This window comes from Gordonia rubripertincta (genome assembly GCF_038024875.1).
Classification (GTDB): Bacteria; Actinomycetota; Actinomycetes; order Mycobacteriales; family Mycobacteriaceae; genus Gordonia; species Gordonia rubripertincta.
Window position 1 is genome coordinate 3189662 of sequence record NZ_CP136136.1, and the last position, 25237, is coordinate 3214898.

At 68.9% G+C, this 25237-nt stretch carries 28 protein-coding genes; 11 read left to right on the plus strand and 17 right to left on the minus strand.

All coding sequences use genetic code 11. The features are described 5' to 3' along the window. Window positions 1-7 precede the first annotated feature (7 nt). The 5 genes from RVF83_RS14510 to RVF83_RS14530 all read right to left on the minus strand — a co-directional run bounded on the left by RVF83_RS14510 (window position 8) and on the right by RVF83_RS14530 (window position 5391). Complete coding sequence (locus RVF83_RS14510) at window positions 8-1798, minus strand: acetyl/propionyl/methylcrotonyl-CoA carboxylase subunit alpha (RefSeq protein ID WP_005193692.1); 1791 nt, start codon at window positions 1796-1798, stop codon at window positions 8-10. A gap of 207 nt (window positions 1799-2005) precedes the next feature. Continuing rightward, window positions 2006-3541 (minus strand): condensation domain-containing protein, encoded by a 1536-nt coding sequence (locus RVF83_RS14515; RefSeq protein ID WP_005193693.1) that lies wholly within the window; start codon window positions 3539-3541, stop codon window positions 2006-2008. Further along, window positions 3538-3981 carry a SufE family protein gene (locus RVF83_RS14520; RefSeq protein ID WP_005193694.1) on the minus strand — a complete coding sequence of 148 codons (444 nt, stop codon included), beginning with the start codon at window positions 3979-3981 and terminating at the stop codon, window positions 3538-3540. The genes RVF83_RS14515 and RVF83_RS14520 overlap by 4 nt, the downstream gene beginning before the upstream one ends. A 13-nt stretch (window positions 3982-3994) precedes the next feature. Then, window positions 3995-4891, minus strand: coding sequence for a sulfurtransferase (locus RVF83_RS14525; protein ID WP_005193695.1), 897 nt, complete (start codon window positions 4889-4891; stop codon window positions 3995-3997). Between the two features lie 191 nt (window positions 4892-5082). Continuing rightward, window positions 5083-5391, minus strand: a complete 309-nt coding sequence (locus RVF83_RS14530; RefSeq protein WP_051989219.1) for a hypothetical protein — start codon at window positions 5389-5391, stop codon at window positions 5083-5085. On the opposite strand from RVF83_RS14530, the gene RVF83_RS14535 reads away from it, so the two are divergent. Beyond that, window positions 5390-6115 (plus strand): hypothetical protein, encoded by a 726-nt coding sequence (locus tag RVF83_RS14535; protein WP_005193697.1) that lies wholly within the window; start codon window positions 5390-5392, stop codon window positions 6113-6115. The genes RVF83_RS14530 and RVF83_RS14535 overlap by 2 nt on opposite strands. Window positions 6116-6320: 205 nt before the next feature. On the opposite strand, the gene RVF83_RS14540 is transcribed toward RVF83_RS14535, so the two are convergent. The 3 genes from RVF83_RS14540 to RVF83_RS14550 are packed head-to-tail and all read right to left on the minus strand — an operon-like array spanning window position 6321 to window position 8869. Beyond that, window positions 6321-7016, minus strand: coding sequence for a Maf family protein (locus RVF83_RS14540; protein WP_005193698.1), 696 nt, complete (start codon window positions 7014-7016; stop codon window positions 6321-6323). Window positions 7017-7019: 3 nt separating this feature from the next. Continuing rightward, entirely contained in the window at window positions 7020-7244 is a 225-nt protein-coding gene (locus RVF83_RS14545) for an acyl-CoA carboxylase subunit epsilon (RefSeq protein ID WP_005193700.1), read from the minus strand. Continuing rightward, on the minus strand, window positions 7241-8869 hold the full coding sequence (locus RVF83_RS14550) for an acyl-CoA carboxylase subunit beta (RefSeq protein ID WP_005193701.1): 1629 nt from the start codon (window positions 8867-8869) through the stop codon (window positions 7241-7243). The genes RVF83_RS14545 and RVF83_RS14550 overlap by 4 nt, the downstream gene beginning before the upstream one ends. Before the next feature lie 296 nt (window positions 8870-9165). Here RVF83_RS14550 and RVF83_RS14555 point away from each other — a divergent pair, with 296 nt between their 5' ends. Further along, window positions 9166-9957 carry a biotin--[acetyl-CoA-carboxylase] ligase gene (locus RVF83_RS14555; RefSeq protein WP_039879775.1) on the plus strand — a complete coding sequence of 264 codons (792 nt, stop codon included), beginning with the start codon at window positions 9166-9168 and terminating at the stop codon, window positions 9955-9957. A gap of 7 nt (window positions 9958-9964) precedes the next feature. On the opposite strand, the gene RVF83_RS14560 is transcribed toward RVF83_RS14555, so the two are convergent. Next, window positions 9965-10615 carry a hypothetical protein gene (locus tag RVF83_RS14560; RefSeq protein ID WP_005193705.1) on the minus strand — a complete coding sequence of 217 codons (651 nt, stop codon included), beginning with the start codon at window positions 10613-10615 and terminating at the stop codon, window positions 9965-9967. 100 nt (window positions 10616-10715) lie between these two features. Here RVF83_RS14560 and RVF83_RS14565 point away from each other — a divergent pair, with 100 nt between their 5' ends. From RVF83_RS14565 to RVF83_RS14575, 3 genes are read left to right on the plus strand one after another with little or no spacing between them, the layout of a single operon-like run. Next, window positions 10716-11309, plus strand: coding sequence for a PH domain-containing protein (locus RVF83_RS14565; RefSeq protein WP_005193707.1), 594 nt, complete (start codon window positions 10716-10718; stop codon window positions 11307-11309). Continuing rightward, window positions 11306-11986 carry a response regulator transcription factor gene (locus RVF83_RS14570; RefSeq protein WP_005193708.1) on the plus strand — a complete coding sequence of 227 codons (681 nt, stop codon included), beginning with the start codon at window positions 11306-11308 and terminating at the stop codon, window positions 11984-11986. Before RVF83_RS14565 ends, RVF83_RS14570 begins: the two co-directional genes overlap by 4 nt. Before the next feature lie 43 nt (window positions 11987-12029). Next, window positions 12030-13400 (plus strand): sensor histidine kinase, encoded by a 1371-nt coding sequence (locus RVF83_RS14575; protein WP_039879776.1) that lies wholly within the window; start codon window positions 12030-12032, stop codon window positions 13398-13400. Here RVF83_RS14575 and RVF83_RS14580 read toward each other — a convergent pair. Further along, a complete protein-coding gene (locus tag RVF83_RS14580) occupies window positions 13372-13932 on the minus strand; it encodes a GtrA family protein (protein WP_039879769.1) in 561 nt (186 codons plus the stop codon). The two genes, RVF83_RS14575 and RVF83_RS14580, sit on opposite strands and share 29 nt — an antisense overlap. 210 nt (window positions 13933-14142) lie before the next feature. Here RVF83_RS14580 and RVF83_RS14585 point away from each other — a divergent pair, with 210 nt between their 5' ends. Together RVF83_RS14585 and purE are read left to right on the plus strand one after the other, a co-directional pair. Then, window positions 14143-15324, plus strand: a complete 1182-nt coding sequence (locus tag RVF83_RS14585) for a 5-(carboxyamino)imidazole ribonucleotide synthase (protein ID WP_005193713.1) — start codon at window positions 14143-14145, stop codon at window positions 15322-15324. Next, the gene (purE, locus tag RVF83_RS14590; protein ID WP_005193725.1) at window positions 15321-15842 is read left to right on the plus strand and encodes a 5-(carboxyamino)imidazole ribonucleotide mutase; all 522 of its coding nucleotides are present in this window, start codon (window positions 15321-15323) and stop codon (window positions 15840-15842) included. Before RVF83_RS14585 ends, purE begins: the two co-directional genes overlap by 4 nt. Here the strand turns inward: purE and RVF83_RS14595 are convergent. The 6 genes from RVF83_RS14595 to RVF83_RS14620 form a co-directional block, all read right to left on the minus strand. Next, on the minus strand, window positions 15839-16693 hold the full coding sequence (locus RVF83_RS14595) for a dienelactone hydrolase family protein (protein ID WP_005193727.1): 855 nt from the start codon (window positions 16691-16693) through the stop codon (window positions 15839-15841). The genes purE and RVF83_RS14595 overlap by 4 nt on opposite strands. A gap of 6 nt (window positions 16694-16699) precedes the next feature. Then, window positions 16700-17074 carry a nitroreductase family deazaflavin-dependent oxidoreductase gene (locus RVF83_RS14600; protein ID WP_005193739.1) on the minus strand — a complete coding sequence of 125 codons (375 nt, stop codon included), beginning with the start codon at window positions 17072-17074 and terminating at the stop codon, window positions 16700-16702. A 64-nt stretch (window positions 17075-17138) separates the two neighbouring features. Next, the gene (locus RVF83_RS14605) at window positions 17139-17879 is read right to left on the minus strand and encodes a TIGR03089 family protein (protein WP_005193740.1); all 741 of its coding nucleotides are present in this window, start codon (window positions 17877-17879) and stop codon (window positions 17139-17141) included. Beyond that, entirely contained in the window at window positions 17867-19372 is a 1506-nt protein-coding gene (locus tag RVF83_RS14610; RefSeq protein ID WP_341261943.1) for an LCP family protein, read from the minus strand. The genes RVF83_RS14605 and RVF83_RS14610 overlap by 13 nt, the downstream gene beginning before the upstream one ends. Continuing rightward, window positions 19365-19868 (minus strand): hypothetical protein, encoded by a 504-nt coding sequence (locus RVF83_RS14615; protein ID WP_341261944.1) that lies wholly within the window; start codon window positions 19866-19868, stop codon window positions 19365-19367. Before RVF83_RS14615 ends, RVF83_RS14610 begins: the two co-directional genes overlap by 8 nt. Before the next feature lie 5 nt (window positions 19869-19873). After that, complete coding sequence (locus tag RVF83_RS14620) at window positions 19874-20200, minus strand: hypothetical protein (protein ID WP_005193745.1); 327 nt, start codon at window positions 20198-20200, stop codon at window positions 19874-19876. A gap of 186 nt (window positions 20201-20386) precedes the next feature. Between RVF83_RS14620 and rfbD the strand changes: the two genes are divergently transcribed. Genes rfbD through RVF83_RS14635 form a run of 3 tightly spaced genes read left to right on the plus strand, consistent with a single transcriptional unit; the run spans window position 20387 to window position 23401 of the window. After that, window positions 20387-21322: a dTDP-4-dehydrorhamnose reductase gene (gene rfbD, locus RVF83_RS14625; protein WP_168432666.1), complete on the plus strand. Its 936-nt coding sequence runs from the start codon at window positions 20387-20389 to the stop codon at window positions 21320-21322. 4 nt (window positions 21323-21326) lie between these two features. After that, entirely contained in the window at window positions 21327-22223 is an 897-nt protein-coding gene (locus tag RVF83_RS14630) for a glycosyltransferase family 2 protein (protein ID WP_005196222.1), read from the plus strand. A gap of 44 nt (window positions 22224-22267) precedes the next feature. Further along, window positions 22268-23401 (plus strand): sugar phosphate nucleotidyltransferase, encoded by a 1134-nt coding sequence (locus RVF83_RS14635; RefSeq protein ID WP_005196224.1) that lies wholly within the window; start codon window positions 22268-22270, stop codon window positions 23399-23401. An 85-nt stretch (window positions 23402-23486) separates the two neighbouring features. On the opposite strand, the gene RVF83_RS14640 is transcribed toward RVF83_RS14635, so the two are convergent. After that, window positions 23487-24134 (minus strand): O-methyltransferase, encoded by a 648-nt coding sequence (locus RVF83_RS14640; protein ID WP_005196226.1) that lies wholly within the window; start codon window positions 24132-24134, stop codon window positions 23487-23489. Window positions 24135-24411: 277 nt separating this feature from the next. Between RVF83_RS14640 and sigE the strand changes: the two genes are divergently transcribed. Further along, entirely contained in the window at window positions 24412-25032 is a 621-nt protein-coding gene (gene sigE, locus RVF83_RS14645; protein ID WP_005196228.1) for an RNA polymerase sigma factor SigE, read from the plus strand. Window positions 25033-25237 lie beyond the last annotated feature (205 nt).

Below are 25237 nucleotides of genomic sequence, written 5' to 3' on the forward strand. Positions count from 1 at the left end.
GGGAGTCTTACTTCAGCTCGAGCAGGACGGTGCCCTGGGTGACCGCGGCACCGGCCTCGATGGTCAGGCCGGTGACCACGCCGTCCTTGTGGGCGGTGACCGGGTTCTCCATCTTCATGGCCTCGAGGACGACGACCAGATCGCCGGCGGCGACTTCCTGGCCCTCTTCCACGGCGACCTTGACGACGGTGCCCTGCATCGGTGCGGCCACGGCGTCACCGGAAACGGCTGCGCCGCCGCCCTTCTTGCGCGAGCGGGCCTTCGGCTTCTTGCGGATGACGCCGTTGGTCGAGCCGCCACCGCCGCCGAGGGCGAGATCGCCCGGCAGCGAGACCTCGACGCGGCGTCCGCCGACCTCGACCACGACCTTCTGGCGCGGGGCGGCGTCGTCTTCCTCGATCGGCTCTCCACCGGTGTACGGCTCGATCGGGTTCTCCCAATCGGTCTCGATCCACTTGGTGTAGACGTCGAACTTCTCTCCGTCGCCGATGAAGGCGGGGTTGGAGACGATGTGGCGGTGGAACGGGATGACCGTGGCGAGGCCTTCGACCTGGAACTCGGCGAGGGCGCGACGCGAACGCTCGAGCGCCTGTTCGCGGGTCTCACCGGTGACGATCAGCTTGGCGAGCATCGAGTCGAACTGGCCGCCGATGACGTCGCCCTCGACGACACCGGAGTCGACGCGCACGCCGGGGCCGGTCGGCTCCTTGTAGACCGAGATGGGGCCGGGGGCCGGCAGGAAGTTGCGGCCGGCGTCCTCACCGTTGATGCGGAACTCGAAGGCGTGGCCGCGCGGGGTCGGGTCCTCGGTGAACTCGAGCTTCTCGCCGTTGGCGATGCGGAACTGCTGACGCACGAGGTCGATGCCCGCGGTCTCCTCGGTGACCGGGTGCTCGACCTGCAGGCGGGTGTTGACCTCGAGGAACGAGACCAGGCCGTCATTGCCGACCAAGAACTCGACGGTGCCCGCGCCGTAGTAACCGGCCTCGCGGCAGATGGCCTTGGCGGACTCGTGGATCTTGGTGCGCTGCTCGTCGGTCAGGAACGGCGCCGGGGCCTCCTCGACGAGCTTCTGGAAACGACGCTGCAGCGAGCAGTCGCGGGTACCGGCGACGATGACGTTGCCGTGCTGGTCGGCGATGACCTGCGCCTCGACGTGGCGGGCCTTGTCCAGGTAGCGCTCGACGAAGCACTCACCGCGACCGAAGGCGGCGATGGCCTCGCGGGTCGCCGACTCGAACAGGTGCGGGATCTCCTCAATGGTGTACGCGACCTTCATGCCGCGGCCACCGCCGCCGAAGGCGGCCTTGATCGCCACCGGCACGCCGTGCTCCTTGGCGAAGGCGACGACCTCGTCGGCGTCCTTGACCGGGTCCTTGGTGCCGGGTGCCATCGGGGCGTCGGCCTTGAGGGCGATGTGACGGGCGGTGACCTTGTCACCGAGGTCGCGGATCGACTGCGGCGACGGTCCGATCCAGATCAGCCCGGCGTCGATGACGGCCTGGGCGAAATCGGCGTTCTCGGAGAGGAAGCCGTAGCCGGGGTGGATCGCGTCGGCACCGGACTTGGCGGCGGCGTCGAGGATCTTGTCGAACACGAGGTACGACTCGGCCGAGGTCTGACCGCCCAGTGCGAACGCCTCGTCGGCGAGCTTGACGAACAGTGCGTCCGCGTCGGGCTCGGCGTACACGGCGACGCTCGCGAGGCCCGCATCCCGGGCCGCGCGGATCACGCGGACAGCGATCTCGCCACGGTTGGCGATGAGGACCTTGCTGATTGCGGAAGAGGTACTGGGCACTTGTTCTCCTGGGCCTTACTCGTACTCAGGTGTTCGCAGCGCGGGGTGAGCGCGCGACACGGATGTCGGACAACGGTCAAGACGGGGGCACACGCTCGGCGACCGGGATGCGGACGGCTCGGGCGTTGGACGACGCCGGGAGTCCAGCATCGCGACCTTCCGGCCAATACAGTAACGCACCGAGCAATCGTTCGGTGGAGCCGTGGGTCACAACGCCGGAGAGAACGTGCTCGCATCACCGAGCCGACGGACGAGTTCGGCGAAATTGTGCAGGTAGGCGTGTACGGGACCGATGGTCGGGTCGATGGCACTCGCCTCCGCATCGTGCGGAAAAGGTGACGCATCAGGCATCGGGGCCCCGACGGCCGTGATGTCGGCCGATGCCTCGTCGGCGCCTCGCTCGCGGAGCGGGGATTCACGTGGGAAACGGGCAGAATAGCGCAAACCGGACGGCGTGCGGTTGATCCAGATGTAGACCTCGTGAGGTGAGTAGCTGTGGCTACGGATCACCTTCGCGCGTCCGGCGTCGGCGGCCCCGGAACCCGGCGCGTAGCGGGTGTCGATGAACGAGATGACGAAGCGCGGCTCACCCCGTTGACCGATCAGTTCCGCCACCCGGAGGAACGGCAGTGCGGCACCCTGGCGCCCGCGCTTGAGGACCGCGGTCGAACGCGCGACCGCCTTGTCGAAGGTCGGGGAGTCGGACATGTCGACCCAGAACGGTGCGACGCCCACGAACCACCCCAGGGCGTTCAGCCACTGGGTGTCGTTGCGGGTGTGGCGGGGCAACACGCAGCGGAACTCCGCGTCGCCGGTCATCTCGTGATGGACCATGGCGAACGCGGCGAGGATGCCCGCGGTGAGCGTCCCGCCGGCCTCCGAGCAGATCGCGGTGAAGCGATTGGCCGTGGCGTCGTCGGCGATGACGCCCCACAGTGACTCCTGGGGGATCGTCGTCTCCTCGCGGTACTTCTGATCGGCGGTCCTTGCCTCGTCGGCGTGGGACTGCAGCAGAGCGGGCATGTCGCCGGCGCCCGTGCGCAGGAACTCCGACCACAGCTCCACCGCCGGGTGGTCGCCGCCGGTCTGGTCGGCCAGGCGTCGTTCCTCGGCGCTGAAGTCGACGTAGCTGCCGACCTCGGGCAGGTTGGCGCTGCGGTGCTCGCGCGCCGCGCGATACAGCGAGACGAGCTCCTGCTGGGCCATGATCAGCGAGTAGCCGTCGACGAGGGAATGGTCGGCGGCGAACAGCAGCGTGAACGAATCGGCCCGGCCCACCGTCGCGAACAGGTAGGCGGGCCAGTGCAGCGGTGCGGTGGCACGGTCGAAGGAGCCGGCGAGCTGTTCGACGAGCGGCCCGGACTCGCGGAACCAGCCGATCCGGCCCATCTTGAGCTTCACGGTGCCCGGGTCGGTGGTGAGCCGCTGCAGGCCGGTGCCCTTGATGACGACGTGGCTGCGCAGCACTTCGTGGCGGTCGATCCACTGGGTCAGCACCGAGCGGATCGCCGGGATCGACAACGGCTCGTCGAACTCGATCGACAGGCCCAGCCACGCTTCGCGCCCGCCCTCGCGCTGCGTCTGCACGCGGTATTCGAAGGCGGCACGCAGGTGCTGCTCGTGGTTGTGCGAGGTCAGACGGGAGTCGTGATCCCACGCGCCCAGACCGCCGGGGACATAGGGAGTCCACTCGACGAGCCCGCCCGGGGCGATGGGCTCATCCCGGATCTGGATGAACTTCATGCCCCGGGTGCGTCGGACCCGGAAGTCTGCTTGCGAACCTGGGCCTTGATCCGGCCGAGCATGCCCGCCATGCCCCGGAGGCGGAGCATGCTGACCACGCTGCCCAGACCGAGGTCGTAATAGAAGTCCGACGGGACGTCGAGGATCTCCTGCGCCGAGGCGGTGTCGAGCCCCTGGTGCAGGATCGCCGCGAAGCCGCGCGTGGTCGGTGCCTCGCGCGGTGCGGTGAAGTACAGGCGTACCGATTCCGGATCACCGGCATCGACGGACAGGAACACCGGCGACTGGCACTCCGGTACCGGTTCCATCGCGTCCTGCTGCAGGTGCTCGGGGAGATCGGGGAGTTCGTCGGCGAACTCCAGCAGCAAGGTGATCTTGTCGGAATCACCCAGTGCCGCAAAGTCTTCGACGATTTCCGCCAGGTCTGGGGGCAAACTCATCGTCGATCAGGGCTCACTTGGAGCCGGGCGCGGCACCCGGCTCGTCGCCGACCGCGATGGGTACGCGAACCGCGTTGCCCCACTCGGTCCACGATCCGTCGTAGTTGCGAACCTTGGTGTACCCCAACAGGTGGGTGAGCACGAACCAGGTGTGGCTGGACCGCTCGCCGATGCGGCAGTAGGCGATGGTCGGGGTGTCCTTGTCGAGGTCACCGTAGATCTCGTCGAGCTCGGCGCGGGGACGGAACCGGCCGTCCGGAGCGGCGGCCTTGGCCCACGGGATCGACACCGCGGTGGGGATGTGACCGCCGCGCAGCGCGCCCTCCTCGGGGTAGTCGGGCATGTGGGTGCGCTCGCCGGTGTACTCCTGCGGCGAGCGGACGTCGACGAGCGGCTCGGTGCCGAGCACCTCGAGGACCTGCGGGGCGAAGGCGCGGATCTTGGTGTCGTCGCGCTCGACGACGGGGTAGTCCGACCGCGGGTACTCGGGGACGTCGAAGGAGGTGTCGCGGTCCTCGGCCATCCATGCGTCGCGGCCGCCGTCGAGCAGGCGCACGTCCTCGTGACCGAACAGCGTGAACACCCAGAGTGCGTAGGCTGCCCACCAGTTGGACTTGTCGCCGTAGATGACGATGGTATCGTCGCGCTCGATTCCCTTGCTGCGCATCAGTTCTGCGAACTGCTCGCCGTTGATGTAATCGCGGGTGACCGGATCGTTGAGGTGCAGGTGCCAGTCGATCTTCTGCGCGGTGGGGATGTGGCCGATGTCGTAGAGCAACACGTCCTCATCGGATTCGATGATCTTGAGGCCCTTGGCGCCGAGATGAGCCGACAGCCACTGAGTGGTCACCAACCGCTCGGGGTGGGCGTACTCGGCGAAGGCCGGATTCGGGTCGGTTTCAACACTCACGGTCTGTTCTCCAGCTTGGTGCGTTCGGGCGTCTCGACATTCATCGCGCGGACCGTGACCGGTCCCGGATACAAAGGGTAGGGCATGGCCGTGTGGGACTGCCCGGTGGCAGATCGGCTGCGGTCTGACGCGCCGGGTGTCGGCGTGCTTCGGTTGGATGACAAACCGCAGGTCAGTGGGGTGGTTGCCTGCTAAGTTCGCCCAATGATCGATCGACGTGGGGCTCGCGTGGAGCGCCGGAGTGTCTCGCGACTGGTGCGGTGGGGCGTCCCGCTGGCGGTGGCGGTGCTCGCCGCGACGAGCGGATGTTCGCTCATCTCCTCTGACGACTCGTCGAGCCCGGCGCCCTCGTCGTCGGCATCGACCTCCTCATCCGGGTCGCCGACCCCGAGTTCGCCGTCGCGATCGAGGATCCCGTCGTCGACGCCGAGCAACGCCGACCCCACCCGATGCAGTCCGGACGACTGCCCGGAGCTGGCGACGCCCTCGGCGGAACTCATGACCAGCGGGGTGAATTTGTCCAACGTCGACACCGCGGTACCGAAGTACCTCACCACGCTGCTCGACGACCTCGACCAGACCTGGGGCGGCTGGTTCGGCGAACTCGGCTGGGGTGACCCGGCGCCGGGACGTGTCCTGATCGAGCCGGGCACCTCGTTCGCCACCGAGTGCATCGACGAGGACGGGGCGTCGAACCGTATCCCGTCCGACGAGGCGAACGCATTCTTCTGCGGGGTCGACGAGGAACCCAACGGTGAGGGACAGGAGACCGAGGGCAGCATCGTGCTGCCGGTCGACACCTTCGCCGCCATCTGGGACGGGAACGTCTTCGGGGTGCCGTCGCCGATCGTCGGGGACTTCACCGCCGCGATCGTCGTCGCCCACGAGTACGGGCACAACGTGGTGTTCCGGATGGCCGAGGCCTTCGACATCCCGGAACGACGCCTGCCCCAGGGCAAGAACAGTGAACTGGTCGCCGACTGCCTGGCCGCGAACTGGGCGGCCACTGCCTACCAGCGCGACGGGTTGGGACCCAAGGAGATCCTCCAGGTCGCGACGCTGCTCCCGATCATCGGCGACACCGGCGGCGCCATGGGACACGGTTCGGCGGTCGAACGTGCGCGGGCCCTGACCATCGGCCTCACCGGACCGCAGTTCAATCGCCAGGGCCAGCCGGTGGACTGCCTGCAGCGGTACTGGCCGGAGTTCTTCGAGGAGAGCTGACCCTTCGCGGCTCGGGCGGAATGAGGTCGCATGCGACATCAATCCGGGCGCCGCGCAGCGGGTCTCGGGGTTTGCAGACCGGGGGCGCAAATCCCGTCCCCCTCAGCGGCTTCCGGGGGCAACGTGCCCTTCGGGAGTGCTCACGGGGACGAACTTCGCGAGCACCCCGGACGGGACTGGCCGGAGTTCTTCGAGGAAGCTCAGGTCAGTGCAGCCAGAAGTCGGTGACCGACAGCCCGACCTCGGTCAGCAGGCGTTGCACGAGCGGCAGGCCGATCCCGATGACCGACGACGGGTCGCCGTCGATGCGTTCGACGAGCCAGCCGCCGAGGCCGTCGAGGGTGAACGCGCCGGCGACCTGCAGCGGCTCGCCGCTGTCCACGTAGCGCGCGATCACGTCGTCGTGGGCGTCGGTGAAATGGATTGTGGTGGAGGAGGTCCCGGTCGCGGACGCGGAACCGCCGGCGGGGTCGACTCGGATCAGGTGGTGACCGGTGAGCAGATCGGCACTGCGTCCGCGCATCTCGGCCCACTGGGCCAGTGCGCGTTCGGGGGTGTGCGGCTTGCCCAGCAGGCGATCGCCGAGAAGCAGCATCGAGTCACAGCCGATGACCACGACCGTCTCGCCGTTCTCGGCCGCACCGGCGATCTCCGGGAGCGAGGCGACGGCCTCGGCCTTCGCCCGCGCCAAGGCGGCGACCACGGCATCGGCGGGGGTGCCGGGCGGCAACTGGGCAAGCACCGCGTCCTCGTCGACGTCCGAGACACGAACCACCGGCTCGACACCCGCGGCCCGCAATACCCGGAGACGGGCGGGGGAAGCGGATCCGAGCACGAAGACCGGGCCGGCGGTGGCCGGCCCGGTCTCTCGTGTACTCGACCCGATCAGGGAGTCAGGCACGTGTCAGTAGCGCAGGTTGGTGAAGCTCGACGGTGCGCCCCACTGCGGACGCAGGCGATCGACGGGGCGACCCCAGTCGTTGCGGATCTCCGGTTCCGGCTCGCCACCGCCGGCACCCGCGCCGGCCAGAACGCTCACCAGCACGGCGAGGTCCTCGTCGGTCGGATTGCCGTTGACGACGGTCAGGAACGGCTTCTCGGTGCTCTCGTTCACGGCGCGCTCACTCACAGCGGGATGTTCCCGTGCTTCTTCGGCGGCAGGTTGACCATCTTGCGCTCGAGCAGCTTGAGCGCGGTCGCGATCTGGCCGCGGGTGTGGCTCGGCGGGATGACCGCGTCGACGTAACCGCGGGCCGCGGCGACGTACGGGTTGACGAGGGTGTCCTCGTACTCCTGCTGCAGTTCGAGGCGCAGTGCGTCGACGTCCTCGCCCTTGGCGGCGGCGTCCTTGAGCTGGTTGCGGTAGACGAAGCCGACGGCGCCGGAGGCGCCCATGACGGCGATCTGCGCGGTCGGCCACGCGAGATTCACGTCTGCGCCCATGTGCTTGGAGCCCATGACGTCGTACGCGCCGCCGTAGGCCTTGCGGGTGATGACCGTGATCTTGCCGACCGTGGCCTCGCCGTAGGCGTAGAGCAGCTTGGCGCCGCGGCGGATGATGCCGCGGTACTCCTGGTCGGTGCCGGGCAGGAAGCCGGGGACGTCGACCAGGGTGACGATCGGGATGTTGAAGGCGTCGCAGGTGCGCACGAAGCGGGCGGCCTTCTCCGATGCGTCGATGTCGAGGCAGCCGGCGAACTGGGTCGGCTGGTTGGCGACGATGCCCACGCTGCGGCCGTCGACGCGGCCGTAGCCGACGATGATGTTCTTCGCGTAATCGGCCTGGATCTCGAGGAACTCGTCGTCGTCGAGGATGCGACGGATGACCTCGTGCATGTCATACGGCTGGTTCGGCGAATCCGGGATGAGTGTGTCGAGTTCGAGGTCCTCGTCGTTCAGGGTGTCCTCGATCGACCCGGCGGCCGGCTGCGCAACCGGCAGGCGAGGTGCGTCGGCGCGGTTGTTGCTCGGCAGGTAGCTCAGGAGTTCCTTGACGTACTCGAGCGCGTCCTCCTCGTCCGAGGCGACGTAGTGCGCGGTGCCCGACTTCGCCATGTGGGTGGTCGCACCGCCGAGTTCTTCCTGAGTGACCTCTTCACCGGTGACGGTCTTGATGACGTCGGGGCCGGTGATGAACATCTGGCTGGTCTTGTCGACCATGACCACGAAGTCGGTCAGCGCGGGCGAGTACACGTGGCCGCCGGCGGCGGCACCCATGATCAGCGAGATCTGGGGGATGACACCCGAGGCGCGGACGTTGCGGTGGAAGATCTCGCCGTACAGACCGAGCGAGACCACGCCCTCCTGGATACGGGCGCCGGCGCCGTCGTTGATGCCGATCAGCGGGCGGCCGGTCTTGATGGCCAGATCCATGACCTTGACGATCTTCTCGCCGTAGACCTCACCGAGACTGCCGCCGAAGACGGTGGCGTCCTGCGAGAAGATGCAGACCTCGCGGCCGTCGATCGTGCCGTAGCCGGTGACCACACCGTCTCCGACCGGTCGACGCTCGGCGAGACCGAAGTTGGTGCTGCGGTGCTTGGCGAGTGCGTCGAGTTCGACGAACGAGCCCTCGTCGAGCAGATGCGTGATCCGCTCGCGGGCGGTCAGCTTGCCCTTCGCGTGGGTCTTCTCGACGGCGGCCTCGCCCACGGGGTGCTTCGCCTCTTCGAGGCGATTGCGCAGATCGGCGAGCTTCCCCGCTGTCGTGTGGATGTCGGGAGCGGCGGAATCGTCGCGTGAAGCTGTGGTCATGACTGTCGATGCTAACTACCCGAGTGTGAGCCACGTCAACCGGATCAACGTGAGATATCCCTCAGGTTCCCGAGCGATCGGTCGGTGGTGGTTGGTTTGTCCGTTTTCCGGTGTGCGCTGGTGCCTCTGAGCTGCGCGAAAGCGGTCCGGTGCGGGATCGAACCGACCGTCGCCGGCGTCGTCGTAGGCCGCGCCGATCCGGGCCGTCACGGCCGGGTGGACCGACGGTGCACCCGGCCGACACCCAGATCATGATGGTCGACGTCGCGCCGATGGGCCCACTAGGTTCTTCAGACATGACTCTCGACGCCGACCTGCTCCGGACCCGACTCGCCGGCACGCGCTGGCACCGGATTGAGGTGGTCGACGCGACGGGTTCGACCAACGCCGATCTCGTGACACGCGCGGCGACCGAATCGATCGACGGGACGGTGCGCCTGACCACCGATCAGACCGCGGGCCGCGGACGCCACGCACGGACGTGGACCGCGCCGCGCGGGACCCAGCTGGCGATGTCGGCGGCGGTCGAGGTCGGGGAGCACACCGAACACCTCGGCTGGCTGTCGCTGCTGGCCGGTCTCGCCGCGGTCCAGGGCATCGGGGCGGCGATGGGCGTGCGGCCGACCCTCAAATGGCCCAACGACGTTCTGATCGAGGGACGCAAGACCGCCGGAATCCTGTCGGAGTACACGCGCTCGCCCCACACCCGCGGCGGGGACGGGGGAGTCGCGGTCATCGGCACCGGGCTCAACACGACGATGACGCAGGACCAGTTACCGGTGCCCACCGCGACCTCGCTGCAGCTGGCGACCGGCCAGGACGTCACGCTCACCGAGCTCGCGGCGTCGTACCTCCGGGCGCTGTCGGAGTTGCTCGACCTCTGGCCGCACGACGTCGACGGACTCGCGGCGCGCTACCGGGAGGACAGTGACACCATCGGGCGCCGGGTACGGCTGGTGCTGCCCGGCGACGAGGAGGTCGTCGGCACCGCGACGGGCGTCGACGCATCCGGGCGGATCGTGGTCGACGCCGACGGACGGCAGGTGATCGCGGCCGCAGGCGACGTCACGCACCTGCGACCGGTCTAGGTCTGGTTCAGCCGACGGGACGCTGCAGGCTCTTGATGCCCATCGCGGGGATGATCGTCAGCGGAGGCAGGCCGATGACGAAGTGCAGGATCGCGGTCTCGATGCCGACCGAGGTCTGCTGGTAGGTGAGGATCGGGATCAGCACCGCAGCGACCAGCAGCAGCCCGACGATCCAGCGGTAGAACTGGTTGGGCGCCGGCGTGATCAGCTGGAGCACGTACCAGAGGGCGCCCGCGGCGAGCGCACACAGGAAGCCCACGACGCCGAACCAGATCTCGCTGGCCGCCACCGGATTCCACACACCGAGCTTGCCGGACTCGTTCACCTTCTCGACGAACGCCGAGATGATCCACGCGACCAGCCAGGCCGCCAAGCCGGTGACCACACCGGTCATCACCACGCCGCCGGCGAACGTGACCGGGTTGACGTCGGGTCCGCGCCGCGGCGCCCGGGGCGCCCGCGGCTGCTCCGCGTATCCGCCCGCGGCGCGATGGGCGTCGCCGCCATAGGGCTCGGCGGGGTACTGGTCCCGGTACGGCTCCTCGTAGGGCGCGCCCTGCTGGCTGTAGGCACGAGAATCGGGGTTGTAACCGGACTCGTAGCGGGCGGTCCGGGGATCGGGATCGCGGTGCGGGCCCCGCGGGTCCTGGTAGGTCATAACATTCTCCTCGCCGACCGCCCCAACGTGCCCGGCAGTCGATCGGTACTGGTGCCTCGCAGTCTACTCAGCGTGCCCCCCGGGCACGCCTGTCCCGATTATGCTGAGCCGCATGGCTTACCCGCGGGAGAACCTGGCGCCCGGTGAACGTGTGGTTCTCCACCGGCACCCTCATTGGAAGTGCCTGCTCGGGCCGTTCCTGTTGTTCGGGATCATCACCGCGGCCGCGGGTGTCCTCGCCGGCGTGATCGCCGGATCGTCGCTGGGCTCGACCCCGCGGACTGTGCTGCTGATCGTCGTCGGTGTGGTGTGGGTGCTCGGCCTCGTCTGGTACTTCGTCCGGCCGCTGCTGGCCTGGAAGACAACGCACTTCGTGCTGACCGACCGTCGGGTGATGTTCCGCAACGGAATCCTCACGCGGTCCGGGATCGACATCCCGATCCGGCGCATCAACACCGTCGAGTTCCGGCACGGCGTCATCGACCGGCTGCTTCGGACCGGCACGCTGGTCATCGAGTCGGCCTCCGACGAACCGCTGTCCTTCGACGACATCCCGCAGGTGGAGAAGGTCCACTCCCTGCTCTATCACGAGGTGCTCGACATGTACGGGGACGACGACCACGCCGGCGACACCTACGGCGACCCGGACGGGCCCGCCGACCGTCCCGAGAGCAGAGGGGTGCGGGAGCGTTGACCAACGTGCTGCTCGCCGAGGACGACGCCGCGATCGCCGAACCGCTCGCACGTGCGCTGACACGCGAGGGATACGGATGCGAGGTCGTCAGCACCGGCGCCGACGCACTCGAGAAGGCGCTCGACAGCCGATACGAACTACTGATCCTCGACCTCGGACTCCCGGTTCTCGACGGGCTCGAGGTCTGCCGGCGGGTACGTGCCCAACGTCCCGCGCTCGCGGTCCTCATGCTCACCGCGCGCACCGACGAGGTGGACTTCGTCGTCGGCCTCGACGCCGGTGCGGACGACTATGTCGGCAAACCCTTCCGGCTCGCCGAACTCCTCGCCCGCGTGCGCGCGCTGCTCCGACGACGCCAGCCCGGCGACGGCGACGAGGTGCTCGAAGGCGGTGAGATCCGGCTCGACGCCCGGGCGCGTCGCGTCCTGGTGAACGGTCAGGACCTCACCCTGGCGAACCGTGAGTTCGATCTCCTGCGATTCCTCATGGAACGCGCCGGCGAGGTCGTGTCGCGTGAAGAGATCCTCACCGAGGTCTGGGGGTCGGCAGATCTGCGGTCGTCGAAGACCCTCGACATGCACATCTCCTGGCTGCGCCGGAAGATCGGCGACGACCGCCACAACCGCCCGCGACACATCGTGACGGTGCGCGGCGTCGGCTTCCGGTTCGACCCCTAGGACGATGCCCATGCGACCGGCGTCGATGCGCCGACCGGCCTCCATGCGACGCCGGCTGCTCACCACGATGATCGGCGTCCTCATCGCGGTCGGTTGTCTGCTGGGCATCCCGTTGAGCGTGGTGGCCTGGTGGTGGGTCGCCGACAACGCCCACCAGGACCTCGACCGCCGGCTGAAGGTCATCGCCGACCAGCTCATCCGGCAGGAGGGCGCCGACGGTCGCATCCCGCGCGACGCGATCGACCGGAAGTCCTTCGAGCTGCTGCTGCCGCCGGACGGACGACTCACGATCACCTATCCCGACCTCGAGGGGGAGGATCGGCGGATGGTTCTCGGTGCCGACATCGCGGGTCCGCGGATGTCAGAGTCCATCGGGCTCGGTGCCGCCGGGACGCTGACCCTGTCCATCCCGAACGACGTGGTCCGCGACGACCAGATGACCGCGGCGGGAATCGTGATGCTCGTCGTGGTCGGCTCGGTGATCGGCGGATCGGTGGTGGCCGCCGTGACGGCCGGCCGGATCGTCGACCCGCTGACCGATCTCGCCGACCGCGCGGCCACGCTGGGTCGTGCCGATTTCCGCACCGAATGGAAGATGTACGGCATCGCCGAACTCGACCGGGTGTCGCGGGCTCTCGCCGACGCCAACACCGCGCAGGCACTGCGGCTCGAGCGGGAGCGTGAGATCGCCGGTGACGCGTCGCATCAGCTGCGCAGCCGACTCACCGCCATCCAGCTGCGGCTCGAGGAGCTGACGCTGCACGAGGACCCGGCGGTGGTCACCGAGGCCGAGGCCGCACTCGATCAGGTGGAGCGACTGGCCACCGAACTCGACGAACTCGTGGAGGCCTCGCGGGCCGACGAACCCGCACCGCATTTCATCGACGTCGGGGAGATGCTGACCACGCTGGTCGAGGACTTCCGCCACGCCTTCGAGGCCCAGGGCCGTGAGCTGACCGTGGTGGTCGACGGCGCGCCCCAGGCGCTCACCTCGCAGTCCGGGCGCCTCCGCGAGGCGGTCAGCGTGCTCGTCGACAACGCCCTACAGCACGGCCGCGGGATGTGCCGGATCGACGTGAGCACGCTGCAGGCCGGGGATCTGGTGCGCATCACGGTCGCCGATGAGGGCGACGGGGTGGCCGACGAGATCTCCGCGCACATCTTCCGCCGGGGGTTCTCGGCGGGGAAGCGGCCGGGTGCCGGTCGCAGCGGCGTCGGACTGTCCTTGGCGCGGGCTCTGATCGAGGCCGACGGCGGACGACTGGAACTCACCGTGCGACGTCCCCCGGTCTTCGCGATCGTCGTCCCGGCCCGGTATGCGAGCGGATTCGGCGAGGACCCGGGCGAGCAGGAGGATCCGGATCAGGACGGCTCGGACACCGACGTCACGCGTGACCGAGTTCCTCATCGTTGAGTTCGGCGAGCGTCGGGTGCAGGTCGGTGGACCCGGCGTCGCCGCCGCGCAGGAGCTCCTCTGGGAACGCGAACTTGCGCAACGCCCAGAACCGGAAGGCCATCTGCATGAGGTTGCCGATGATGTAACCGAGGACGAAGTCGACGACGACGACCTCGGACACGCTCAGGTTGGACCGCATGTCGAAGACGTTGTTGCCGATGAACAACGGTGCGGCCTGGAGGATGACGCCGATCCCGCTGATGATGAAGAACAGCAGCGCCTCGTGGTGCCGTTCCCGGCCGCCTCGATTCTTGAAGGCCCACTCGCGGTTGAGGATGTAGCTGAGGATCGTCGCCAGTACACCGGCGATGACCTTGGCGATCACCGGCTTGGTCTCGAGGATCGTGAGACTGAGGCTGTAGAAGATGGCGAGGTCGAAGATGAACGTCGTGCCGCCGACCATCGCGAACTTGATGAGTTCGTGGTGCCGCATCACGAGCCGTCGGACCGGCGCTGGGAGGCGAGCGATCAGCTCGTCGATCAATGGCACAAGATCCGAGTGTACGAAACAAAACACCGGGGACAGTTCTCCGGGCGGTTGTGCGGATGACAGAGCCGACGTGCCACGATGGTTCGCGTGAATCCACGCGAGCCGGATGGAGCGCCTGTGCCCGTGCCTGTGACCTCGAATTCCGCGGTGCCACCCACTCCCGAACCGGCGCGTGGTGCCGGTGCGGCGTCGGGTATGCCGAAGGTCACGATGATCGGCGGCGGACAGCTCGCCCGGATGACCCATCAGGCCGCGATCGCCCTCGGACAGTGTCTGCGTGTCCTCGCCGCCTCCGCGTCCGACCCGGCCGCGCAGGTGAGCGCCGACATCGTCCTCGGCTCGCACGACGACCTCGACGACCTCCGCCGCGCCGCCGCGGGTGCCGCCGCACTGACCTTCGACCACGAGGGTGTGCCGTTGCAGCATCTCCAGGCGCTCGAAGCCGAAGGGGTGGCGGTCCTCCCGCCGTCGAAGGCGCTGCACTTCGCCCAGGACAAGCTGGCCATGCGTGTGCGGCTGGCCGAGCTGGGTCTGCCGGTACCGGCGTTCGCCGATCTCGCCGGCGACCGCGCCGCCGCCCGTGACCGTCTCATCGAGTTCGGGAAGGCCAACAACTGGGAGATCGTCGTCAAGGCGGTCCGCGGTGGATATGACGGGCGCGGGGTGTGGCTGGTCGACGGCGCCGACGAGGCTCTCGCGGTCTTCGACGAGTACCCGTCCGACGCACCGGCCCTGCTCGCCGAGCAGAAGGTGCCGATGCGCCGAGAACTGTCGGCGATGATCGCCCGGTCCCCGTTCGGGCAGGGCGCCGCGTGGCCGGTCGTGGAGACGATCCAGCGTCACGGCCAGTGCGCCGTCGTGCTCGCGCCTGCACCGGATCTCTCCGACGAGGTCGCCGAACGGGCCCAGCAGATGGCGTTGCGCCTCGCCGACGAACTCGGCGTGGTCGGGGTCATGGCGATGGAACTCTTCGAGACCGTCGACGGCGAACTCGTCGTCAACGAACTTGCGATGCGTCCGCACAACAGCGGTCACTGGACGATGGACGGCGCCGTCACCTCACAGTTCGAACAGCATCTGCGTGCCGTCCTCGACTACCCGCTGGGCAACACCGCACCGACCTCGCCGCTGACCGTGATGGCCAACATCCTCGGCGCACCGACCGCCCCGGAGATGTCCATGGACGAGCGGCTGCACCACCTGATGGCGCGTATGCCCGAGGCGAAGGTGCATCTGTACGGCAAGGGCGAGCGTCGCGACCGCAAGATCGGCCACGTGAACGTCGTCGGCCGCCAGGGTGAATCGATGGAATCGGTGCGTGAGCGCGCCGAGCGTGCCGCGCAGTGGATGTCGCACGCGACGTGGACCGACGGATGGGATGTGCATTCATGAGTGAGACCGCAGAGTTCCGGGGTCCCCGCGTGGGCCTGATCATGGGCTCCGACTCCGACTGGCCGACGATGAAGGCCGCCGCGGAGGCGCTCGCCGAGTTCGACGTGCCGTTCCAGGTGGGTGTCGTCTCCGCGCACCGCACGCCACAGCGGATGCTCGACTATGCCGCCGGCGCGGCCGCCAACGGCATCGAGGTCATCATCGCGGGAGCCGGTGGGGCAGCACATCTTCCGGGCATGGTTGCCTCGGCGACCCCGCTCCCGGTCATCGGTGTGCCGGTGCCGCTGCGACACCTCGACGGCCTCGACTCGCTGTTGTCGATCGTGCAGATGCCCGCGGGCGTGCCCGTCGCCACCGTCTCGGTCGGTGGCGCGCGCAATGCCGGGCTGCTCGCCGTACGCATCCTCGCCTCGTCCGACCCCGCCCTGCAGGAACGGATGGAGTCGTTCCAGAAGGGCCTCGAACAAATGGTCCTCGACAAGGACGCCGCGCTGCAGCAGGAGCTGCTCGGCGACTAGCCCTGTCCGGCAGACGATTCCGGAGTGGTGGACGGTAGGCCGAGTTTGTCGGTGAAGAAGTTCATCACCCGGTCGAAGGCGTCTCTGGTGGGTTGCCCGGGTTCGTCGTAGAGATCCTCGGTCAGCACCGAATGTGGTCGGGGGAACATCGAATCCGGGTTCGCCGTGTCGTCGGGGAGTTCGATACCGATGAACGAGTCGCCGAGAAGCTCTTGGAGATGGGCGAATCGCGACCGCGGCGAGAGTTGATCGCCGGCGAAGCGCAGACCCATCACCTCGAGACCTCGAGCGCACCGCGCCTGTACCTTGGCGAGATCTGCGGCGTCGACGTCGATCGCGCGGGCGCGCCCGGGAAGCACCGCGAACGGCAGCGACGGCTGGGAGAGCACCGGCGCCAGCATCCGTTCGTCGGTTGCCATCGCCAGTGCGAAGCCGCCGGTGAAACACATTCCGACGGCGCCGACGCCGGGTCCGCCGCAGCGGCTGTGCTCGTGGGCGGCGAGCTCGCGGAGCCACGCTGCGATCGGTGAGGTCTTTCCCGTTGCGAGAATGGTGAATTCGCGGGTGATGCAGGTTCTGGTGATCGTGCCCAGCATGTTGCGCACCGCTCCCACGCGGCCGAGATTGTCCGGTCGCGGGTCCTGGCCGTCGATCCCGAACAGCGACGGCATGACCGCCGTCGCGCCGAGATCTGCGATGCTTCGGGCCACATGGGCCACCTTCGGGCTGATGCCCGGCATCTCGGCGATCACGATGACGGCGGGACCCGTGCCCTTGCGGTAGATCCGGCGGGTGTCGCCGCGCAGGGTCACGTCCTCGGCGGTGAAGTCGTCGAGCGGATCGTCGGCCATCGCGGGTCAGTCCTTGTGGAGGGTGCCGAGGAGCGCCGACTCGAAGGGTTTCGCGAAGATCTTCGCGCCACCGGCGAGGTCGGGGGAGTCCGACGGCACGACGCGGGGTCCGGTGACCCGGTAGCGCTTGTCCTTACGGACGATGGTGAACGAGCCCGCCGCCTGCACGTTGCGCACCCAGTCGGTGTGCCTGCCGTAGGTGAGGACGATCGTGAGCTTGTCACGGTCCACCCAGGCCAGCACCGGATTCGAATAGGTCTTCCCGGATTTGCGGCCGACGTGCTCGACCATGGCGAACGGTGGCAGGTGAGGCGCCCACATCCTCTGGATCGGATTGGTGACGATCTTGTTGAACCGGGCCAGTGCGTCAGGTAGTCGCATGTGCCCACTGTGCCTGATTCGGTGCGATCCCGCGGGCCGTGCGGCATTTGCGGTTATCGAGAACTCATCCGGCGAGGACGACGCCGGCCTTCTCGACCTCGGCGATCGCGATCACCCGCTCCGCGGGCGCATTGGCGACGTGCACGAGACTGCCGCCGGCGATCATCGGCGCGAGGAGATGGGCGAGAACGCCGGACGCGGTGTGCCAGGGGCGCGTCGACACCACCCGGGTACCGGCGGCGACGCCGTCGCGCTCGGCCACCGTGCGGGCCTCGCTGATCACCTCGGCGGTCGGGGTGCCGTCGAGCGCCTCGACCGCGGGGGACCGGGAGACGAACTGGTCGCCGTGGACCCGCACGACGCTGCCGTAGTCGCCGACCCCGGGTGGGAGATCACGCAGCGGCAGGGCGAACGGATCGAGTGATGCCACCACGACCTCGTCGGCGTCGGGATGTTCGTCGAGCCGGTCGCGAGAGGTGAAGACCACCAGCGGTTCCGACGCGACCTCGGTGGCGTCCGGTCCCGGGAGATGAACGTCGACGCCGGACCACAGTGCGCCCAGCACGATTCCGGCGGTCTGCCAGTGCTCCGGCAGATCCACCACGACGACATCCCCGGCACCCACACCGATCTCGTCGGTCAGATAGTTGGCGGTCTTGGCCGCCCAGTTGCCGAGGGTGGCCGCCGACAGCTCGGTTCGCTCGCCCGTCGCTTCGTCGTAGTAGGTCAGCAGCGGGCGCGAATGATCGGCCACCGCACCGAAGATCGCGTCGGCGACGGTGTTCGGTGTGGTCAGTTCACGCACATCGGCCCCTTGGTCCCGGCAGTGATCGGCGGCCGCTTGTTGCCGACGCGCTCGCTGGCCGGGGTGTTGTCGGTCTGGTCGCCGGTGTCGCCGAGCCCGCCCGGGCCGGCGTAGGTGTTGGTGAGGATCACCTTGAGTTGGTCGTCGGCGAGATTCGGGTCCTCGACGACCTTCACGCCGCCGAGGTCCTTCGCGAGCAGTCGGGCGGCGTCGCCGTTCTCCTTGGCGTAGACCACCGAGTCCCGGGTGTCGGCCTTGCCACTCGAGGTCTCCCCGGACTGATAACCCTTGTTGGTCAGGATGTTGGCGACATTCGACCCGAGTCCGTCGATCGTGCCGGCGTTGACGACGTCGACCTTGAAGTCGCCGCGTTGGGTGTCCCCGCCCGCCTGCTTCGGGGTGAGGAGATCGCTGGTGTAGGTCTTCACCGCCTGCGGATCGACCTCGACGACGGACTGCAGACCGTCCTCGCTCCAACCCTGCTCGGTCACGATCGGGATGGTCGCGAACTTCACGCGTCCACCGCTGAGATCCTTGAGCTGCTCGGCGAAACTGATGATGTTCCAGCCGTCGTCGATCACGATGGAGCGCGCCACCGCGTTCTGCATCTCGGACAGCTTGCCCGGGTCGGTGAGAGTGCCTGCGGAGAGCACCTTCTGGGTCAGCGACGCCATGAAGGCCTGCTGCCGCGTGATGCGGTCGAGGTCGCCGCGGGGGAGTCCGTGACGCTGGCGCACGAAGCTCAGGGCGCGGGGGCCGTTGAGCGTCTGGACACCCTTGCGGAATCGGGCGCCGCTGAACGGATCCCGGACCGGCGCGTTGAGGCAGACGTCGATGCCGCCGACGGCGTTGGTCAGGAGGACGAAGCCGAGCAGACCGACCTCCGCGTAGTGGTCGACCTGGACGCCGGTGAGATTGGCGACGGTGTCCACCAACGCTTTCCGGCCGGCGAGGGTGCCTTCCTTCTCCGCCTCCTCGGGCGACTGCCCGGCTTCGACGGCGCGGGCGCGGACGCCCTCGCGGGTGGTGCCGTAGGCGGCGTTGATCTTGCTCATGCCGATTCCCGGCACGTCGACGTAGGAATCGCGCGGGATCGAGATCGCGGTGGCCGACGACCCGTCCTCGGGGATTCGCACCAGCAGGATGGTGTCGGTGTTGGTGGCGACCTCCTCGCCCGAACGGAGGAGCTTGATCTCCTCCGGCGAGAGCGGGTTGCCCTTGGCGTCGGTGCGGGAGTCGGTGCCCACCAACAGGATGTCGACGGCGCCGTCCTTCGCGCCGCCCAGGCCGAGGCCACCGAGCTGCGTGATGCGGGTCTCGAGGTCGGACATCGTGTTCCAGGCGTAACCGGTGCACAGCAGCACGGCCACCGATGCGATCGCGATCAGCGCTCGACCCCACCCGGCTCCCGACGCCCAATGGGCGCGTCGGCGCGACGAGGTGCCGGGCGGTGCGGTCGACGGCGTCGTGGCTGCGGTGGATCCCTCACTCACCGAGAGCTTCTCGGTCACCGCGGTGGCACCGGCGGTGGCTGCCGGCCGGCGCTTCTTGGGGTGTCCGAGCGCCGGCCGCAGCCCTCGCGGGTGTACCTGTCTCCTGCGTTCCGGACTTCGGCGCGCCCTTCTTCGGGGCGCCGGTCTTGACCGGGCCCTCACCGGCAGTCGCCTTGGGAGGGGCTGTTTTCGGCGCGCCGGCCTTCGGAGACGCTGCCTTCCGCGGACCTGCCGCCTTCGTCGGGTCGGCCTTCTTCGCGGCGCTCTTCTTCGCCGGAGCCTGCTCGGCGTCCGGTCGGGGCCGGCGTTTGCGGGCAGGGTCCTGCGGTGCGGCGGCTCGCTGACGTTCGGCGGGCTTCGAGCGCGTGTGGATCTCGCCGGAGGAGCGTCGCCCGAGAGGCTCGTCGGTGCGACGCGGACGGCGGGGCGAGGCGGGATCCTGCGGGGGTACGCGCCGTCGCGGATCACGCTCGTCTGCGGGGCGTCGTCGGGGCATCCCCTCTACGTCCCGGGCGGGAATCCGTTCCGGGGGCGGCTGACGTCGGGCACGCTGCGCGGAGTCGGCTCGTGTCGGCGGCTCGGGAGCACGCCGAACCACGCGGCGTCGGGGACCGGCCGCCTCGGCGTCCACGGGACGCGGGCGGGCACCCTGGGGAGGCCGTCCCGGTTCACCAGCGCGTTCGCCGCGCACGGGCCGTCGGCCGTTGTCGGCATCCGGAGTGCGCCGGTTTCCCGGCTCCGGCGGTACCGCACGCCGGGGGCGCGGCCGCCCACGTGCGCCGTCGGATGGTGAATCCACTGGTCAGCGGTCCCTTTCGAGGTCGTCATGCTGCTCGACGGTGGCGCCCGGTAGTCCGCGCCCTGGGATTGTCGGTGCAGGAGTGAAAGTTGGTGTTGTGCTGTCGCCAGGCTACTGAAGTGATTCGCGAATTCGAGAACGCAACGCCGAGGAGTCGAGTAGCGGTCGTCACGTGGTCGACGGCGGAGTCGTGGCCCACCGGCATCTGCGGCACGATGGTGCGCATGCGTGTCACGCCCAGCACCCCCACCGTGTACATCGTCGGCGCCGGCGGTCAGCTCGGCACCGCACTCCAGGGGAGGTCGGCGCAGGCACCCGACTCCGTGGTGTGGCGGCCCCTGACCTCGGCCGACATCGACATCGCCGACGAGACTTCGGTGGGTGCCGCGCTCGGCGACCTGGGCCCCGATGACGTCGTCGTCAACTGTGCCGCCTACACCAACGTCGACGGCGCCGAGTCGGATCTCGACGGTGCCCGCCGCGTCAACGTCACCGGTCCCGCCGTGCTCGCCGCCCACACCGCCGCCGCGGGGGCGTGGCTGATCCACATCTCCACCGACTACGTGTTCCCGGGTGCCGCACCCGACTCCGACCGCCCCGAGGGCTACGAGCCCGACGACGTGAGCGGCGAACCGGCCACCGTCTACGGGGCGACCAAACTCGCGGGCGAGCGCGCGGTCCTCGAGGCGGACCCGCGCGCCACTGTCGTGCGCACCGCCTGGGTGTACACCGGCGGTCCCGAGAGCCGCGACTTCGTCGGGACGATGCGGCGCCTCGAGCAGTCGCGCGAATCAGTGTCGGTGGTCGACGACCAGCTCGGTTCACCCACGTACTGCATCGACCTCGCCGACGGGTTGTGGGAACTCGTGGCCGCCGGGCCCCGCGCCGGCGTCACCGGCGCCGTCCTGCACGCCACCAACGCGGGCCGCGCGACCTGGTTCGACGTCGCGGCAGCCGTCTTCGAGGAGGTCGGCGCCGAACGGTCACGCGTGCTGCCCACGACCACGGCGGAGTTCCCGCGCCCGGCACCGCGCCCGGCCTACTCGGTGCTCTCCGGACGTTCCTGGGCCGCGGCGGGGTTGACCCCGCTGCGGGACTGGCGTGCCGCGCTGCACGCGTCGATCGCCGCCTCAGAGGGTTCGTTACCCTGAGCCGGTGCCCGCTCAGCTAGCCGTCGTCACGGTGACCTACTCCTCCGGTGATCACCTCGCGACTTTTCTCCGCAGTCTCGACGCCGTGACCGACGTGATGCCGCAGGTCATCATCGCCGACAACGGTTCCGACGACGGCGCGCCCGAGAAGGCCGAGCAGGACTACGAGTCCGTCACGCTGGTCCGCACCGGCGGCAACCTCGGCTACGGGCGCGCGATGAACCGCGGGGTCGCCGAACTCGATCCCGACATCGAGTTCGTGCTCATCGCCAACCCCGACGTCGAGTGGAAGCCCGGCTCGATCGACGAGCTGCTCGCCGCGGCGGAGCGCTGGCCGCGTGCCGGGTCGCTCGGCCCGCTGATCCGCGAACCCGACGGCTCGGTCTATCCGTCTGCGCGTCGTGTCCCAGACCTCGTCTCCGGCACCGGCCACGCCATCCTCGGCACGGTGTGGAAGTCCAACCCGTGGACCGCGGCCTACCGCGCCGACGACGAGGCCCCGTCGGAACGGGCCGTCGGCTGGCTCTCCGGCTCGTGCCTGCTGATGCGACGCGAGGCCTTCGACGCCGTCGGCGGCTTCGACCCTCGGTACTTCATGTACATGGAGGACGTCGACCTCGGCGACCGACTCGGCAAGGCCGGTTGGCAGAACGTCTACGTGCCCTCCGCCGAGATCGTGCACACCAAGGGGCACAGCGCGGGCCGGCACCCGGAGAAGATGCTGCCCGCGCACCACGAGAGCGCCTACCGGTTCCAGGCCGACCGCAACCCCGGCGTTCTACGTGCACCCCTGCGGCTGGCGCTGCGGGCCGGATTGGCCGTGCGTTCCCGTCTCGCGGTGCGCGCCGCCCGCCGCGCGCTGTCGGCTCAGGACACCCCGACGAGCGAAAACAACGGATAGGTGCTGAAGTGAGTACCAATCATCAGGAAGAAGGGACCGATCAAGTGGATCAGTACACCGTGCGCGACTCGGTGGGGAGTGAATCCGTCGGGGGATCGGGTCCGGTCGCCGAGGACGTCCAAGCGGTCGTCCTCGTCGGCGGCAAGGGCACCAGACTCCGTCCGCTCACCCTCTCGGCGCCCAAGCCGATGCTGCCCACCGCGGGCCTGCCCTTCCTCACCCACCTGCTGTCGCGCATCCACGCCGCCGGCATCCGCGACGTCGTCCTCAGCACCTCGTTCAAGGCCGAGACATTCAGCGAGTACTACGGTGACGGCTCCAAGCTCGGACTGAATATGCGATACGTCACCGAGGAGGAGCCGCTCGGCACCGGTGGCGGCATCCGCAACGTCCTCGACGAGCTGACCGCCAAGACCATCGTCGTCTTCAACGGCGACGTGCTCGGCGGGACCGACGTGCGCGACGTCATCGACACCCACCGCAAGGCCGACGCCGACGTCACCATCCATCTGGTCCGGGTCAGCGATCCGCGCGCATTCGGTTGCGTGCCGACCGATGCCGACGGCCGGGTCACCGCCTTCCTGGAGAAGACCCAGGACCCGCCGACCGACCAGATCAACGCGGGCACCTACGTTTTCGAGCGCGAGATCATCGAGTCGATCCCCTACGGCGTGCCCGTGTCGGTGGAGCGCGAGGTGTTCCCGCGTCTGCTCACCGAGGGCAAGCACGTCCACGCGCATGTCGACCATGCCTACTGGCGCGACATGGGCACCCCGGAGGACTTCGTCCGAGGCTCGGCCGACCTGGTTCGCGGCATTGCGCCGTCACCGGCACTCGGTGACCGGCGCGGTGAGTCGCTGGTCCACGAGGGCGCGGGCGTCGGCCCGGGTGCGTTGCTCATCGGTGGCACCGTCGTCGGCCGCGGAGCCGAGGTCGGCCCGCGCGCACGCCTCGACGGTGCGGTGGTCTTCGACGGCGCGGTCATCGAGGCCGGGGCGGTCGTCGAACGCTCGATCATCGGTTTCGGTGCACGTATCGGCCCGCGGGCACTGATCCGCGACACCGTCGTCGGCGACGGGGCGGACATCGGTGCGCGCTGCGAACTCCTGCGCGGCGCCCGCGTATGGCCCGGGATCGAGATCCCCGACAACGGAATCCGCTTCTCGACGGACGTCTAGAAATCGCGGAACCCACTCTTTTCGGCAAGTACAGCACCCTCACACAGGGGGAGCACCTGCCGAAAAAGGGTGGGACGTGTTCGGGTCAGCGCGTCTTGACGGCAGCCAGCACACCGGGCCCGAGCGGGATGACAACCGGCAGCAGGCGCTCGTCGTCGGCGATGAGCAGAGCCGCCTCACGGGCGGCCGCGGTCGGCGGGTCGGTGCGGGACGGGTCGCCCACGGTGCCGTCGGCGGTCGCGTTGTGCACCACGACGACGCCACCGTCGCGCAGCATGCGGACCGCCTCGGTCACGAACCGCGGCAGGTCCAGCAGCGGGCCATCGATGAAGACCAGGTCGTACGACGAGTCGGAGAGGCGGGGCAGCACGTCCTTGGGCGTGCCGTTGATGAGGCGAGTCCGGCCGGGGGAGATGTCGGCCCCGGCGAACGACGCCCGTGCAGCTCGGTGGTGTTCGGGCTCGGGGTCGATGGTGGTCAGGACCCCGTCGGCGGCCATGCCGTTGAGCAACCACAGGCCGCTGACGCCGGTGCCGGTTCCGATCTCGGCGACCGCCTTGGCATCTGCGGTACGGGCGAGGAGCGCGAGCAGCGCGCCGACCGCGGGGCTCACGGGCGCGGCGCCCAGTTCCTCCGCGCGGGCACGGGCGGCGATGACGGCATCGTCCTCGACGATCGCCGACTCGGCGTAGGCGATCAGATCGGGGCCGGCGGACGGGGTTGACTCGGTCACGCGTCGAGGTTAGCCGCAGCTCGGTCCAACTCGGACATGGCACGCCGACCTGCGCGAATCGGGGTCGCTCCACATCCTCAGGGAACACTCAGCCGACTCATACGGCGACCACACTCCGGTAGGAGAGGGTAAGGGCGTCCGGTTGACGGTGTTTCCGATCCAGGTTGGTGTGAACGCCTGCGGAACGGGGAATACCCGATCGGTGCGACGTTGTTCCACACGGTGAGTGCTCTGGGTCACCGGGCTGTGTTCACGAGAGAGGAACCGACCACCCACCATGACCGATTCCCGCGATTCCATCGACGACGTGCCTGCCGTTCCGGCGGGCACGGCAGGTTTCGACGCCACCGGCGACGAGATGCTGATGCCGTCATGGGACGAACTGGTGCGCGAGCACGCCGACCGCGTCTACCGCCTGGCCTACCGGCTGTCGGGAAATCAGCACGACGCCGAGGATCTCACCCAGGAGACCTTCATCCGGGTGTTCCGGTCGCTGTCGAACTACCGACCCGGCACCTTCGAGGGCTGGCTGCACCGCATCACCACCAACCTGTTCCTCGACATGGTCCGCCGCCGCAGCAAGATCCGCATGGAGGCGCTGCCGGAGGAGTACGACCGCGTGCCGGCCGACACCCCCGACCCGCAGCAGATCTTCGACGCCACCAACCTCGATCCCGATCTGCAGCGCGCCCTCGACTCCCTGGCACCCGACTTCCGTGCCGCCGTCGTCCTCTGTGACATTGAGGGTCTCTCCTACGAGGAGATCGCCGCGACGCTGGGTGTCAAGCTCGGCACCGTCCGCAGCCGAATTCACCGAGGCCGCCAGAGCATCCGCGACGCGCTGGCCGCCCAGGGCCACACCAGCAGCCGTTCCGTCGCCATCGGCGTGCACTCCTGACACGTCATTCCGGCGTCGGTCGATCGTCGGACACCTCACGTCGCCGACTCTCTCGCGGGGTCCGGGAACCACGAGCCGACGAGCGTCGTTGTCTGACTCGGATAGGCTGAGACGTTGCGTGCACGCCTTACGCGGCGGCACAGTCCGCCGACGGTGAGTACCGTGGCGTACAGACTCGGCAGGCTGAGACCGGATTGCGACGGAC